The organism is Microbacterium sp. M3, assembly GCF_033548675.1.
GTDB classification, from domain to species: domain Bacteria; phylum Actinomycetota; class Actinomycetes; order Actinomycetales; family Microbacteriaceae; genus Microbacterium; species Microbacterium arthrosphaerae.
The window spans coordinates 371,638-385,854 of the sequence record NZ_JAWTZT010000003.1 but is presented as its reverse complement, the minus strand read 5'-3'; the positions used below and the strand labels follow the sequence as shown (position 1 = coordinate 385,854).

General features: G+C 72.7%; 10 protein-coding genes. 5 read left to right on the top strand and 5 right to left on the bottom strand.

Features of this window, described 5'->3' with window-relative positions:
- Positions 1–78 precede the first annotated feature (78 nt).
- The 3 genes from R8Z57_RS11505 to R8Z57_RS11495 all read right to left on the bottom strand — a co-directional run bounded on the left by R8Z57_RS11505 (position 79) and on the right by R8Z57_RS11495 (position 4,650).
- Complete coding sequence (locus R8Z57_RS11505; RefSeq protein WP_318353902.1) at positions 79–1,551, bottom strand: MFS transporter; 1,473 nt, start codon at positions 1,549–1,551, stop codon at positions 79–81.
- Positions 1,552–1,696: 145 nt separating this feature from the next.
- Entirely contained in the window at positions 1,697–3,538 is a 1,842-nt protein-coding gene (locus R8Z57_RS11500; protein ID WP_412535068.1) for a phospho-sugar mutase, read from the bottom strand.
- A gap of 278 nt (positions 3,539–3,816) precedes the next feature.
- Positions 3,817–4,650: a purine-nucleoside phosphorylase gene (locus tag R8Z57_RS11495; protein WP_318353901.1), complete on the bottom strand. Its 834-nt coding sequence runs from the start codon at positions 4,648–4,650 to the stop codon at positions 3,817–3,819.
- 107 nt (positions 4,651–4,757) lie between these two features.
- On the opposite strand from R8Z57_RS11495, the gene R8Z57_RS11490 reads away from it, so the two are divergent.
- Positions 4,758–6,215 carry an NAD(P)H-quinone dehydrogenase gene (locus tag R8Z57_RS11490; protein WP_318353900.1) on the top strand — a complete coding sequence of 486 codons (1,458 nt, stop codon included), beginning with the start codon at positions 4,758–4,760 and terminating at the stop codon, positions 6,213–6,215.
- A 628-nt stretch (positions 6,216–6,843) separates the two neighbouring features.
- On the opposite strand, the gene R8Z57_RS11485 is transcribed toward R8Z57_RS11490, so the two are convergent.
- Together R8Z57_RS11485 and R8Z57_RS11480 are read right to left on the bottom strand one after the other, a co-directional pair.
- Positions 6,844–8,610: a biotin carboxylase N-terminal domain-containing protein gene (locus R8Z57_RS11485; RefSeq protein WP_318353899.1), complete on the bottom strand. Its 1,767-nt coding sequence runs from the start codon at positions 8,608–8,610 to the stop codon at positions 6,844–6,846.
- A gap of 75 nt (positions 8,611–8,685) precedes the next feature.
- Positions 8,686–9,375: a Maf family protein gene (locus R8Z57_RS11480; protein ID WP_318353898.1), complete on the bottom strand. Its 690-nt coding sequence runs from the start codon at positions 9,373–9,375 to the stop codon at positions 8,686–8,688.
- Between the two features lie 275 nt (positions 9,376–9,650).
- Here R8Z57_RS11480 and R8Z57_RS11475 point away from each other — a divergent pair, with 275 nt between their 5' ends.
- Genes R8Z57_RS11475 through R8Z57_RS11460 form a run of 4 tightly spaced genes read left to right on the top strand, consistent with a single transcriptional unit; the run spans position 9,651 to position 14,060 of the window.
- Positions 9,651–11,015 carry a class I SAM-dependent RNA methyltransferase gene (locus R8Z57_RS11475; RefSeq protein ID WP_318353897.1) on the top strand — a complete coding sequence of 455 codons (1,365 nt, stop codon included), beginning with the start codon at positions 9,651–9,653 and terminating at the stop codon, positions 11,013–11,015.
- A gap of 9 nt (positions 11,016–11,024) precedes the next feature.
- The gene (locus tag R8Z57_RS11470; RefSeq protein ID WP_318353896.1) at positions 11,025–11,702 is read left to right on the top strand and encodes a response regulator transcription factor; all 678 of its coding nucleotides are present in this window, start codon (positions 11,025–11,027) and stop codon (positions 11,700–11,702) included.
- Entirely contained in the window at positions 11,692–12,939 is a 1,248-nt protein-coding gene (locus R8Z57_RS11465; protein ID WP_318353895.1) for a sensor histidine kinase, read from the top strand. The genes R8Z57_RS11470 and R8Z57_RS11465 overlap by 11 nt, the downstream gene beginning before the upstream one ends.
- A complete protein-coding gene (locus tag R8Z57_RS11460) occupies positions 12,936–14,060 on the top strand; it encodes a hypothetical protein (protein ID WP_318353894.1) in 1,125 nt (374 codons plus the stop codon). Before R8Z57_RS11465 ends, R8Z57_RS11460 begins: the two co-directional genes overlap by 4 nt.
- The last annotated feature ends 157 nt before the right edge of the window (positions 14,061–14,217 follow it).

Here is a 14,217-nt window from a genome sequence, read left to right as displayed (position 1 = left end):
CGCCGGCGCCAGGGCCGGAGCCCGCGTCCAGGGGCGGCAGCCCGCGCCCAGGGCGGCCGCCCGCGTCGGCATCGGCGCTCAGGTGTCCTTGGCGTGCATCTCGGCCTCGACGACGGCGGCGGCCTCGGCGGGGCCCCGCGTCGTCACCTCGGCCGCCCGGCGCGCGGCGGCGATCGCCCGCTGACCCGCGGGCAGCCAGACCGCGAGACCGACGACGACGAACGTGAGCACGCCCGCGGCGATGAGCAGCACCTCGATCGACATGACGTCGGCGAGCGGGCCGAAGGCGACCATGCCGATCGGCATCGCGACGGCCATGACGATGCCGACGAAACCGAAGACGCGTCCCTGCCGCTCGGGCTCGACCGTCTCCTGCAGGAGCGTCATCGACGGCGTCGAGAAGAACGGCACCGCGAGCCCCACGAGGAACATGAAGCCGAAGAACACCCAGAGGTTCGGCGACAGCCCCAGCCCGATCGAGAGCGCGCCGAACACGAGCGACGACACCACGATGAGGCCGATGCGGCTGCGCTTGGCGAAGAACGACGCCACCAGGATGCCGCCGAGCATCATGCCGACGCTGAAGGCGATCTCGAGCACCGCGAGGTTGACGACGTCCTGCGCCTCGCCGGCGGGGAACGAGCGCACCAGCATGAGCGGGGTGAGGTTCGAGGGCGCGACGGTGAGCAGGAAGATGATGGCGAACAGCACCAGCAGCCACCGCACGAACGCGTGGTGGGCGATGTACCGCACGCCGTCGACCAGGTCGGCGAAGTACCCGGTGTGCGCGTCCGCGGCGCGGCGCACCGTGCCCACCGGGATGAGGGCGAGGATGCCGATGCCGATGATCGCCGTCACCACGTCGATGAAGAAGATCGGGATGAGCGAGGCCGCGGTGCCGCCCGACGCCGCCGACGCCCACGCGTAGAGCGCACCCGCGGCCGCAGGAGCGAGGAGCGCCATCGCGGACTGGATCGATCCGTTGATGCCGTTGACGCGGATGAGGTTGCGCGTCGGAGTGATCTGGGGGATGAGCGCCGACACGGCGGGCATCTGGATGCCGGCGCCCGCGGAGCGCACCGCCATCGTGGCGAAGATCAGCCACACCGCGTCGTAGCCGGTCATCATGATGAGCGCCAGGGCGAGAGTCGAGAGGGCGATCGCCGCATCGGCGCCCATGATGAGGAACTTGCGGTTGTGGCGGTCGGCCCACACTCCGCCGAAGATCGACACGACCGCCTGCGGCAGGAAGCCGAAGAGCGCGGCGAGCATCATCACGAGGCCCGACTGGTACGTGATGGTCAGGTACCAGAACACCGTGTACTGCACGAGCATCGAGCCGAACAGGCTCACCGTCTGCCCGCTCAGGAACAGCACAACGTGGCGCAGCCAATGCGGCGGGTCCGCGCTCTCCGCTGCCGGGCCGGCTGCCTCATCGGTCGGCGCGGTCGCAGCGGCGGTCGTTCCGGCGGCACCGAGTGCCGACTCCGCCGGCGGAACGGGCGGTGTCGGGGTCGCGGCATCCGCGTCCTGGTCGTGCCCGCCGCTCATCATCGCTCCTCGTATCGCGCGTTTCCCCACGCGACGCGAACCGACGCCCGACGAGCGTGGGTTCGCGATATATCGCGGAGGTGACTGTAGCACGGGGTCCGGACACCACGCGTCCGGACCCGTGCGGCGGCGTCGGTGAGGGCGCTCAGCCGCCGTACTCGGCGAGGAGCGCGCGGGCGCCGTCGGCCAGGCCCCGGATGCGCGCCGTGGCGTCGTCGTGCGACTCGCCCCGCACGTCGAGGTACAGCTTGAGCTTCGGCTCGGTGCCGCTCGGGCGCACGATCACGCGCGAGCCGTCGGTGAGCCACAGCCGCAGCACGTCACCGGGCGGCAGGTCGCCGACGCCGTCGAGCAGGTCGTCGATGCGGTCGACGGCGGTGCCGCCGACGGATTCCGGATGCCGCGCCCGCAGCGCCGTCATGATCGCGCCGATCTGCGACACGTCCTCCACGCGGATCGAGACCTGGTCGCTGGCGAACGAGCCGAAGGTGCGATCGAACTCGGTCAGCAGGTCGGCCAGCGACTCGCCCCGCTCGCGGGCCTCGGACACCATCCCGAGGATCGCCACGGCCGCCGAGATGCCGTCCTTGTCGCGCACCGTCTCGGGGTTCACCAGGTAGCCGAGCGCCTCTTCGAAGCCGAACACCATGCCCGGCGCGCGCGAGATCCACTTGAACCCGGTGAGCGTGGCGTGGAAGCCGAGCCCGTAGTGCTCGGCGACCGTCTGCAGTCCGGGCGACGACACCAGCGAGCACGCGAGCGAGGCACCGGCGGGAGCGGCGCCGTCGGCCGCGGCGCGGCGTGCGGCGCGCCAGCCGAGCAGCAGCCCGATCTCGTTGCCGCTGAGGCGCCGCCACCCACCCTCGGCACCCTCGTCGGGGAGGGCGACGGCCAGGCGGTCGGCGTCCGGGTCGTTGGCGATGACGAGGTCGGCACCGGCGCTCCGGGCCGTCTCGAACGCGAGGTCCATCGCGCCGGGCTCCTCCGGGTTGGGGAACGCGACCGTCGGGAACGCGCCGTCGGGCTGGAGCTGGGCGTCCACGGGGACGGGAGCCGGGTACCCGGCCGTCTCGAGGATGCGCGAGAAGGTCTCCCAGCCGACGCCGTGCATCGCGGTGTAGACCCACGTGAGCCCCGCGGCGCCCGCCGGCGCCGGCGCGACCGCCGCCGTCGCGGCGACGTACTCGTCGACGACGGCCTCGGTCGCGAGCTCGAATCCGAGCGAGCGAGGGATGGTGCTGATGTCGGCGGCTTCCGCCACCCGCTCGATGTGGGCGGCGATCTCGGCGTCGGCGGGTGCCACGATCTGCGAGCCGTCGTCGGCACCCCCGAGGTACACCTTGTAGCCGTTGTCGTCGGGCGGGTTGTGGCTCGCGGTGACCATGACGCCCGCCGCCGCGCCGAGGTGGCGCACGGCGAACGCCAGCACGGGCGTCGGCAGCAGCCGCGGCATGAGGATGGCCCGCAGCCCTGCGCCGGCGAAGATCTCGGCCGAGTCCCGGGCGAACACGTCGGAGTTGCGACGGCCGTCGAAGCCGATCACCACGATGGGCGCGTCGTCGAGGATGCCCGGGACCTCGGGGCCTTCGGCTTCGAGCGCGTCGGCCGAGGGCGCTTCGGTGAGCTCGGGCGCGGTCGGCTCCGCGTCACCGGGTTCGGCGACCGATGCCGGGACGGCGGCGTCGGAGTCCGCCGCCGCGTCAGCGGCGGCGCCCGCGTCCGAGTCTGAGTCGCTGTCCGCGTCGGTGTCCGGGCCGGCTCCTGCGTCGGTGGGTTGCGCACCGGCTGAGACGGCCTCGTCTGCGACGCCCTCCGGCTCGAGCATCACGGCGGCGTCGGCAGCGGCATCCTCCGCATGCGCGGCATGCTGTCCCTGCGCGTCCGCGTGGCCGTGCGCGGCCTCCACGCCGACGGGAGGGAGCCCCGCTTTCTCGCGCACGTAGGCGGCGAGACCGGCAGCGGCCTGCGCCACCAGCACGCGGTTCATGCGGTTGCTGCCGGCGCCCAGGGCACCGCGCAGGCCCGCCGTGCCGAAGGCGAGGCGCGCCGAGAACCGGTCGGCGAGCTCGGCTTCGGCGTCGGCATCGCCGGCCTCGGCGGACTCGATGAGCGCGCGCAGCTCGGCGCGGGTCTCGCCGTCGGGGTCCTGTGCGAGCCACGCGTGGGCGCGGGTCAGGACGTCTCCGGCGGTCGTGCTCGCCGTCGGCACCTCGGCGGGCGCCGGCTCCTGCACGTCGGGACGCGCGGCCGGCACCTCCTCGCCGCTCACAGTGCCCCGATCACGCGGGCGAGGAGCGACGAGATGACCGGCTCGGCCTCGCGGCCGGCGTCGATGACCTCCTGATGGCTGAGCGGCGTCTTCTGGATGCCGGCGGCCATGTTCGTGATGAGCGAGAAGCCGAGGATCTCCATGCCCGCCTGACGGGCGGCGATCGCCTCGAGGGCGGTCGACATGCCGACGATGTGCCCGCCGATGGTCTTGGCCATCTGCACCTCGGCCGGTGTCTCGTACTGCGGTCCGCGGAACTGGCAGTAGACGCCCTCGTCGAGGGTCGGGTCGATCGAGCGGGCGAGGTCGCGCAGCCGCAGCGAGTAGAGGTCGGTGAGGTCGACGAACGTCGCGCCCTCCAGCGGCGAGTCGCCGGTGAGGTTGATGTGGTCGCTGATCAGCACCGGGCGCCCCGGACTCCAGGTGTGCTTGATGCCGCCGGCGCCGTTGGTCAGCACCATGGTCCGGGCCCCGGTCGCGGCGGCCGTGCGCACGCTGTGCACCACGCGGCGCACGCCGTAGCCCTCGTAGTAGTGGGTGCGGGCGCCGATGACGAGCACGCGCTTGCCCTTGGGCGTGACGACGCTGCGGAGAGTGCCGACGTGGCCGGTGAGCGCGGGGGCGCTGAAACCCGTCACCTGCGTCGCGGGGAACGTGGCGGTCGTCTCGCCGAGGAGCTCCGCGGCCTTGCCCCATCCGCTGCCGAGGGTGAGCGCGATGTCGTGGCGCTCCACGCCGGTGATGCGGGCGATGTCCTCCGCGGCGGTGGCGGCGACCTCGAAGGGATCGGCCGCGGGATCGTCGAGAGGATTGCCGATGCTGACTGACATGCCCCCACTTTAGGAACCGGCGGGCGCGAGAGCCAGCGCAGCCCCCGCGGACCGGCACCCGGGAGTGTCGGCGCGATGGTCGTGGCCGAGGCATCCGGCAAGGAAGAATGGAATCCATGTCGATCAGCTTCGAGACCACCCAGAGCGTCGCCATCCTCGGCGGCGGACCCGGAGGCTACGAAGCGGCGCTGGCCGCCGCCCAGCTCGGAGCCGAGGTGACGGTGGTCGAACGAGCGGGGATCGGCGGTTCCGCGGTGATCACCGACGTGGTCCCGTCGAAGTCGCTCATCGCGACCGCCGACGCGGCCGTCGCGATCGCCGGGGCGGGAGACCTCGGCGTGCAGCTGTTCGCGAAGGGCAAGGAGGGCAAGCCCCTCAAGCCCGAGATCGCGATCAACCTCAGCGCGGTCAACAAGCGTCTGCTCACCCTCGCGCGGCAGCAATCCGACGACATGCGCGCCTCGCTCGTCGAGGCGGGGGTGCGCATCATCTCCGGCCACGGCCGCCTCGAAGGCGATCACGCCGTCGTGGTGTCGACGGGTCCCGGCGGGACCGACTTCGACCGCGTCGAGGCCGACACCCTCGTGGTGTCGACCGGGTCGTCGCCGCGGGAGCTCCCGAGCGCCAAGCCCGACGGCGAGCGGATCCTCACCTGGACCCAGCTGTACAACATGAACGCCCTGCCCGAGCACCTCATCGTCGTCGGCTCCGGCGTCACAGGGGCCGAGTTCGCCGGCGCCTACATGAACCTGGGCGCGAAGGTCACGCTCGTGTCGAGCCGCGACCAGGTGCTCCCGGGGGAGGACAAGGATGCCGCGGCCGTCCTCGAGCGCGTCTTCAAGCGTGGCGGCATGAACCTGCTGTCGAAGTCCCGCGCCGAGAAGGTCGAGAACACCGGCGACCGCGTGGTCGTGACGCTGTCGGACGGCCGCACCGTCGAGGGCAGCCACTGCCTCATGGCCGTCGGATCGGTGCCGAACACCAAGGGCATCGGCCTGGAAGAGGCCGGTGTGCAGATGACCGAGTCGGGCAACATCCAGGTGAACCGCGTCGCACGCACGTCGGTGCCGAACATCTACGCCGCCGGCGACTGCACCACCTTCGTGCCGCTCGCGTCGGTCGCGTCGATGCAGGGCCGCACCGCCGTCTTCCACGCGCTCGGCGACGTGGTGATCCCCCTCGAGCGCCGCCGCATCACGTCGAACATCTTCACCGCGCCCGAGATCGCGACGATCGGCTGGCAGGAGAACGACATCGCCGACGGCCACATCAACGGCGTCGTGCACAAGCTGCCCCTCGCCGCCAACCCGCGTGCGAAGATGATGGGCGTCAAGGACGGCTTCGTGAAGCTCATCGCCCGCGAGGGCAGCGGCACCGTCATCGGGGGCGTCATCGTCGCCCCGCGCGCGTCCGAGCTCATCTACCCGATCGCGATCGCCGTCGAGCGGCGCCTCACGGTCGACCAGGTCTCGCGCGTGTTCGCGGTCTACCCGTCGCTGTCGGGCAGCATCACCGACGCTGCCCGCGCGATGCACGTCGTCGACCACAACGTCTACGGCGGCTGACCCGCCGCGCCCCCGGCTCGCGCGCGCCCCGGCTCGCGCCGCGCCGCCCGGGCCCCGGGGCGCCGCCGCGGCTCGCGTCGCGCCGCCCGGGCCGTCGAGATAGCGCGTTATCGGCGAGACAGCACGTCGTCGGCGCCGAGGACATGCTCGTTCGCCGAGTCACTGCGTTCTCGGCGCAGGGGAGTGGGTGACCGCGCGAGGAGGACGGATGCCCGAGCCCCGACCGATCGGGGATGCCCCCGGGTCTGGGCGCCGCGCCGCCCGGGTCGTCGAGATAGCGCGTTATCGGCGAGACAGCACGTCGTCGGCGCCGAGGACATGCTCGTTCGCCGAGTCACTGCGTTCTCGGCGCAGGGGAGTGGGTGACCGCGCGAGGAGGACGGATGCCCGAGCCCCGACCGATCGGGGATGCCCCCGGGTCTGGGCGCCGCGCCGCCCGGGTCGTCGAGATAGCGCGTTATCGGCGAGACAGCACGTCGTCGGCGCCGAGGGCATGCTCGTTCGCCGACATTGCACGATCTCGACACAGGGTGTGACGACGACGACGAACGACGGACGACGGACGGCCGCCCGGGCCGCCGCGGGGATCGGGATGACGGATGCCTCGGGCCGAGGCATCCGGAATCCGTCAGCTGATGGTGAGCAGCTGGTGACCGGCCGAGACGGTCGTGCCGGGGTCGGCGTTGATGGCGCCGATGACGCCGTCCTTGTGGGCCTGGATGGGCTGCTCCATCTTCATCGCCTCGAGCACCACCACGAGGTCGCCCTTGACGACCTGCTGGCCCTCTTCGACGGCGACCTTGACGATGGTCGCCTGCATGGGCGACTTCACCGCGTCGCCCGAGGCGCCGGCGACGACCGACGGGGCGTGCGAGCGGCGCGACGGCGGCACGGCGGCCGGGCGGCCGGCGACACCCGCCGGGGCGACGACGCGGTCGGGAAGGCTGACCTCGAGGCGCTTGCCGGCGACCTCGACGACGACGGTGTGCCGCGCCTCGGCCGGGGTCGGCTCGCTGAGCTCGCCGTCCCAGGGCGCGATGTCGTTGACGAACTCGGTCTCGATCCAGCGGGTGTAGACGCCGAACCGGCCGTCCTCCGCGGTGAACGCGGGGTCGCGCACGACCTTGCGGTGGAACGGCAGCACCGTCGGCATGCCCGCGACCTCGAACTCGTCGAGCGCGCGGCGCGAGCGCTCGAGCGCCTCGGCGCGGTCGCGGCCGGTGACGATGATCTTCGCGAGCAGCGAGTCGAACGCGCCCGAGACGCTGTCGCCCGCGGTGACGCCGGAGTCGAGGCGGATCCCGGGGCCGCCGAACGTCTTGAACACGTGGATCGGTCCGGGCTGGGGGAGGAACCCGCGACCCGGGTCCTCGCCGTTGATGCGGAACTCGATCGAGTGGCCCTCGGGCTTCGGGTCGTCGTAGCCCAGCTCCTGGCCCTCGGCGAGCCGGAACTGCTCGCGCACGAGGTCGATGCCGGTGACCTCCTCCGACACCGGGTGCTCGACCTGCAGACGGGTGTTGACCTCGAGGAACGAGATGGTGCCGTCGGCGCCGATGAGGAACTCGCAGGTTCCCGCTCCGACGTAGCCGACCTCCTTGAGGATGGCCTTGGACGCCTCGTACAGCACGCGGTTCTGCTCGTCGCTGAGGAACGGGGCCGGGGCCTCCTCCACGAGCTTCTGGTGACGGCGCTGCAGCGAGCAGTCGCGCGTGGAGACGACGACGACGTTGCCCGCGGCATCCGCGAGGCACTGCGTCTCGACGTGACGCGGCTTGTCGAGGTACTTCTCCACGAAGCACTCGCCGCGACCGAAGGCCGTGATCGCCTCGCGGGTGGCGGACTCGAAGAGCTCGGGCACCTCTTCGATGGTGCGCGCGACCTTGAGTCCGCGGCCGCCGCCGCCGTACGCGGCCTTGATCGCGATGGGCAGGCCCACCTCTTCGGCGAACGCGACGACCTCGTCGGCGCCGGCGACGGGACCGGGGGTTCCCGGGGCGAGCGGTGCGCCGACCTTCTCGGCGACGGCACGCGCGGTGACCTTGTCGCCGAGCGCCTCGATGGCCTCGGGCGACGGGCCGATCCAGATCAGGCCCGCGTCGATGACGGCGCGCGCGAAGTCGGCGTTCTCGGCGAGGAAGCCGTAGCCGGGGTGCACGGCGTCGGCGCCCGAGCGACGCGCGACGGAGAGGATCTTGTCGATCGACAGGTACGTCTCTGCGCCGGTCGACCCCTCGAGGGCGTAGGCCTCGTCGGCCAGCCGGGCGTGCATGGCGTCGCGGTCCTGATCGGCGTAGACCGCCACCGACGACTTCCCGGCGTCGCGGGCGGCGCGGATGACGCGGACGGCGATCTCGCCGCGGTTGGCAACGAGAACCTTGGCGATCTGAGGCATGGATGCCAGCCTACCGACGCCGTTGCCCGGACTTTTGAGCGGTTCGTACAAGAACCGACGAGAAACGTGGGACTCCTACGACAACAGCGGTGCGTCGATATCGGCGCCGAGAGACGGGTCGGTCGAGTGCCACAGCGCCGTCCATTCGACGTCCAGTTCCCGCACGAGCCGGCGCAGCGTCGAGACCGACATCCCGACGACCGTCGACGGATCGCCCTCGACGCGCTCGATGAACGCGCCGCCGAGGCTGTCGACGGTGAACGCGCCGGCCACGAGCAGCGGCTCGCCCGAGGCCACGTAGGCCTCGATCTCGGCATCCGTCACATCGGCCGCGAACGAGACGGATGCCGCAGCCGTCGCGTGCACCTCGCGCGGGGGTTCGCCGGGCGAGAGCCGCACGACGGCGTGGCCCGAGTGCAGCACCCCGGTGCGCCCGCGCATCGCCCGCCACCTCGCGGTCGCGTTCTCAGGCGTGTAGGGCTTGCCGAGGATATCGCCGTCGAGCTCGAACATGGAGTCCCCGCCGATCACGATGCCGTCGAAGCCCGGGATGTCGTCCTGCAGCCGCGCCGCCACGTCGGCAGCCTTGCGGCGCGCCAGCAGCAGCACGTGCTCGTCCGGCGCGAGCGTGCGGCCCTCCGCCGACTCGACGGCGGCGATCACCGCCTCCTCGTCGACGTCGGGCGCCAAGGTCAGCGGACGGATGCCGAACTGCCGCAGCAGCATGAGCCGTGCGGGCGAGGTGGAGGCGAGGCAGACGCGCATGCACCCACGGTACGCGGATCGCGCCTGCGTGATTCAGTCCGCACGTGCGTGGCAGCACCCGGTGGCCCCCGAAATACCCGGGTTCGGCATGATCACCGTTGAACGAGGCCGAATCCCGCAGGGCGGCTGCGCGCGTCGTCCGTCGCGCATGCACCCACGGTACGCGGATCGCGCCGTTCGCAACTCAGGATGGATGCTGCGGAACACCGCCTTGCGCGCGCATACGGATCGACCATCCTGAGTTGCGAACAGCGCGGCGGCCGTAGGCTCGACGGGTGAGCGGAACCGGCGACATCATCGACCTCGACATCACGGGCGTCGCCCACGGCGGCGTGTTCGTCGCCCGGCATGAGGGGCGCGTCGTCTTCGTGCCGGACGCGATCCCAGGGGAGCGAGTGCGCGTGCGGCTCACCGACACCTCGAAGAAGTCGTTCTGGCGCGGCGAGACGCTCGAGGTGCTCGACGCGTCGCCGCACCGGCAGCTGCACGTCTGGCGGCAGGCCGACGTCGACGTGCCGCCCGACCAGCGCCCGGGCGGGGCCGACTTCGGGCACATCTCGCTGGCACATCAGCGCAGCCTCAAGCTCGAAGTGCTGCTCGACGCGCTGCAGCGGTTCGGCGGCATCGAGGTGCCCAGCGCCACGATCGCCGAGGCGGGGCCCCTCATGTCCGACGCCGGCGACCCGCTCGACGAGGAGACGATCGACGGCACCGGCTGGCGCACCCGCGTCAGCCTGCACGTCGACGCCGATGGGAGCATCGGCCAGTACGCGGCCCGCAGCCACCGTGTCGTGCCCCTCGAAGACCTGCCGCTCGCGACGGCCGAGGTCGAGCGCGCCGCTCTCGCGCTGCGGACCGGCGAGGCCGGCCGCGTCGATCTCGTGCAGCCGACGGACGGCCGTGTCCGCGTGCTGCCGCGGCCGGAACGGGGGAAGGATGCCGCACGCCGGCGCGGCGGCGACCGCCGCGCTCGTCGCACGCCCGAGGCCGAGGTGCTCGTCGAGACCGTGGGCGGCCGGGAGTTCCGGGTCGACGCGGGAGGGTTCTGGCAGGTGCACCGCCTCGCGGCACACACGCTCAGCCAGGTCGTCGCCGGCTCGCTTCGCGGCCTCCGCGCGGACGGTCCGATCCCGCAGTCCGGCGGTGCCTGGATCGATCCGGACGCCTGGCATCTCGACCTCTACGGCGGCGTGGGCCTCTTCGCGGCGACCCTCGGAGACCTCGGCGGCCCCGCGACCCGCGTCACGAGCGTCGAGTCCGACGCGCGCGCGACAGAGCACGCCGGGGAGAACCTCGCCGACTGGGTCGGTGCCCGCGCCGAGACCGGGCGCGTCGACCGGTGGCTGGCGAAGCTGAGGGACGAGGCATCCGTCACCGAACGAGAGCGGCTGTCGCGAGGGGTCGTGCTGCTCGACCCGCCGCGCTCGGGAGCCGGGCGGGACGTCGTCGAGCGGATCACCGGGCTCTCGCCCGAGACCGTCGTCTACGTCGCGTGCGACCCCGTCGCCCTCGCGCGCGACGTCGCCACTTTCCGGCAGGGCGGGTACGACCTCGCCGCCGTGCAGGCGCTGGACCTGTTCCCGAACTCGCATCACGTCGAGGCCGTCGCGGTCCTCACCCGCGATGACGCACGTCGGTAGGCTGACGGCATGACGCGCGTGGCCCTGATCGACGACCACGAGTCGGTGCGGCTCGGTCTGGCGGCCGCGTGCGCCCGCGCCGAGACGAAGACGGTCGTCTTCTCGGGGAGCACCGTCACCGAGTACCTCTCGTGGCGTGCATCGACACGGCAGGCGCCGGCGGACGTCGTGGTGCTCGACCTGACCCTCGGCGACGGCACCACGGTCACCGAGAACGTGCGGCGCCTCGTGCTCGACGGCTCGAGCGTGATCATCCACAGCGTCGCCGACCGGCCCGCTGCCGTGCGCGAGGCGTTCGCCGCGGGCGCGGCCGGCGTGGTGAGCAAGTCGTCGCCGATCGACGACGTCATCGCAGCGGTCCGCACGGTCGCCCGCGGCGAGCCGCTCAACAACGTCGAGTGGGCCAGCGCCGTCGAGGGCGACCGCGCCTTCGCCGACGCGCAGCTGTCGGCCCGCGAGCGCGACGTGCTGCGGCTGTACGCAGCCGGCCTGCCGCTGAAGGTGGTGGCCGATCGCCTCGGCGTCGCTTATTCCACCGCCAAGGAGAACATCACGCGGATCCGCGTCAAGTACGTCGAGGTGGGGCGTCCGGCCCCCACCAAGATCGACCTGCTGCACCGGGCGGTCGAGGACGGCATCCTGGTGGAACCGTCGGCGGACTCGGGAGACATCGCGCGTGGCCGCTGACGCGCAGACCGGGGTGCTCGACACCGCCTGGGCGCAGATCCCGCACTCGCCGCAGGCGACCACGGGGATCGGCTCGTTCACGCGCGCGCGGGTGGAGCGCATCATCGCCCTCGCCGGCGGCATCGGCTCGGTGATCATCGGCGCGCAGGCCTTCTTCGCCGCGCTGGGGTCGACCGACGAGGCGCCGGAGTGGCACGCGGCGCTCATGATCATCGTGTTCGGCTCGCTGGGCGTGATGATCCTGGCGTGCCTGATCGGCCGGGGGATCCGGGTCGCGGCCGGGGCGTTCGCGCTCATCTACGTGATGGCGCTCGCCGCGTGGCCGGTCGCCACCGCCGGCATCCCCCCGACATCGCTCGACGAGCCGTGGATCTGGTACCTCGTCAACCTCGCGACCCTCGCTGCGGTGCTCGCCTTCCCGTTCCCGCTGCAGATCGCGTGGACCATCCTCGCCCCGGTTCTCTTCGGGCTGGTGCGGATGATGCAGGCGGACTTCTCCCCGGAGTTCTGGCCGACAGTGGCGCTCGACGTGTCGTTCGCGCTCATCCTCGGCGGCGTCATCCTGACGCTCGGCTGGCTGTTCCGGTCGGTCGCCGTGAACGTCGACGAGACGCGCGCCGAGGCGGTGGCCTCGTACGCGCAGGCGGCCGCCGCGGATGCGGCGGAGCAGGAGCGCGTGTCGGTCGCCGCCCTGATGCACGACAGCGTGCTGGCCGCGCTCATCGCGGCCGAGCGGGCCACGACGCCGCGGGAGCGCACCCTGGCCGCGACGATGGCCCGCGAGGCGCTCACCCGGCTCGCCAACACCGAGCAGGACGCGCACGAGGGCACCGACGAGCCGTGGGATGCCGCAGCCATCGCGCACGAGATCACCGAGGCCGCGCTCGAACTCGGCGTGGACGTCGACGTGCAGCGCGAGATCGACACCTCGAGTTCGCCGATCCCCGGCCGCGTCGCCCGGGCGATCGTGCTCGCGGCCACCCAGGCGGTGGCCAACGCGATCCAGCACGCCGGCGGGGCGGGACTCGGGATCGCTGTCACCGCCCACGGGGGGCGCGTGCGCGTGGAGGTTCACGACGCCGGCGAGGGGTTCGACCTGGACGCCATCCCCGACGACCGCCTCGGCATCCGCGCGTCGATCTTCGCGCGCGTCGCCGCCGTGGGCGGCCAGACCGATCTCGAGACCGGCGCCCACGGCACGGTCGTCCGGCTCACCTGGCAGGCGCCCGCCACATGATCAGCGTCAAGAACGTCCTCGTCGTGCTCGCGGTCGCCTTCACGGCCTACCTCGCGGCGCGCGGGCTGACCTGGGGCGCGGCCCCGGTGCCGCAGCCGCTCATCATCGTCGTCACGCTCGCCTTCTATCTGGCGACGACGTGGCTCTGCATCTTCTGGGAGCCCGCCCGACGGCCTGACGAGGCACCGGTGCCGTCGGCGGCCGTGGACGCCGATGCGGCGTCCGCCTCCGCGTCCGGGGCCACGTCCGCGCGGCTCCCCGACCTCGTCGAACGGGTCCGCAGTCCGCATCGCCTCCCGCCCGTCGCCCAGATCCTGGCGCTGGCGTGCGCGGTGATCGTCCCCAGTGCGATCTCTCTCGCCGCCGGCGAGGCCTCCCGGCTGGCGTCGTTCGCCACCTGGTACCTCGGCGGGATCGGCGCCCTCATGACCATCGTCATGGTCCGCCGGCGCCCGTGGACCGCCTGGACGGGGATCGTGCTGCTCGCGATCGCGTCCATGGTGTGGATGGGGCCGCTGAACGCGCTCGCGCTCGGCCTCGTCGGATCGATCGTGTGGGTGACCTGCGCCCAGCTGCTGGTGTTCTCGATGGACCGGGCGGCGCGCGACACCTCCCGCCTGACCCGCCTGCAGCGCGCCGCGACGGCGTGGCAGACGTCGCAGGTGGTGCGCCAGCGCGAGCGGCGCGTGCAGGTGCAGAAGGCGCTCGCGGTCGCGGGCCCCGTGCTCACCCGCACGGTCGCGCAGGGCGGGGCGCTGACCGACGCCGACCGGCTCGAGGCGCGCATCGCCGAGGGGCGGCTGCGCGACGAGATGCGCGGACCCCGCCTGCTCGACGATGACGTGCGCGCCGAGCTCGAGCGCGCGCGCCGCCGCGGCGCCAACGTGACCGTCCTCGACGAGGGCGGCCTCGACGACGTCGATGAGCAGACGCTCTCGATCATCCGCGGTCAGCTCGCCGAGACCCTCCGGTCCGCGAGCTCCGACCGCCTCTACATCCGCACGTCCCCCGACGAGCGCGTCGCGGTCACCGTCGTCGGGCGATCGCCGTCGGTCGGCGGCCCCAGCGACGAGGACGCCGTCGACCTCTGGCGCGAGATCCCGCACCCCGGCGCCGGCTGACCAGCGGCGGTCCCGGCCCGCTCTCAGCGTGCCGCGGCCATGTGCGACGCCCGCTGGCGCCGAGAGCGGATGCCGCGTCCCGCGCCGCTGCGGCGGCATCCGGTCGACGGCATACTCGCTCCCCGTCCGATAGGGGGAGGGGAAACCGGACGGGGAG

Bases quoted from the DNA above. Each gene is read 5' to 3' on its own strand.
- R8Z57_RS11505 (WP_318353902.1), bottom strand. From the start codon at position 1,551: ATGAGCGGCGGGCACGACCAGGACGCGGATGCCGCGACCCCGACACCG.
- R8Z57_RS11460 (WP_318353894.1), top strand. From the start codon at position 12,936: ATGATCAGCGTCAAGAACGTCCTCGTCGTGCTCGCGGTCGCCTTCACG.
- R8Z57_RS11490 (WP_318353900.1), top strand. From the start codon at position 4,758: ATGGAATCCATGTCGATCAGCTTCGAGACCACCCAGAGCGTCGCCATC.
- R8Z57_RS11480 (WP_318353898.1), bottom strand. From the start codon at position 9,375: ATGCGCGTCTGCCTCGCCTCCACCTCGCCCGCACGGCTCATGCTGCTG.
- R8Z57_RS11495 (WP_318353901.1), bottom strand. From the start codon at position 4,650: ATGTCAGTCAGCATCGGCAATCCTCTCGACGATCCCGCGGCCGATCCC.
- R8Z57_RS11500 (WP_412535068.1), bottom strand. From the start codon at position 3,538: ATGAACCGCGTGCTGGTGGCGCAGGCCGCTGCCGGTCTCGCCGCCTAC.
- R8Z57_RS11470 (WP_318353896.1), top strand. From the start codon at position 11,025: ATGACGCGCGTGGCCCTGATCGACGACCACGAGTCGGTGCGGCTCGGT.
- R8Z57_RS11485 (WP_318353899.1), bottom strand. From the start codon at position 8,610: ATGCCTCAGATCGCCAAGGTTCTCGTTGCCAACCGCGGCGAGATCGCC.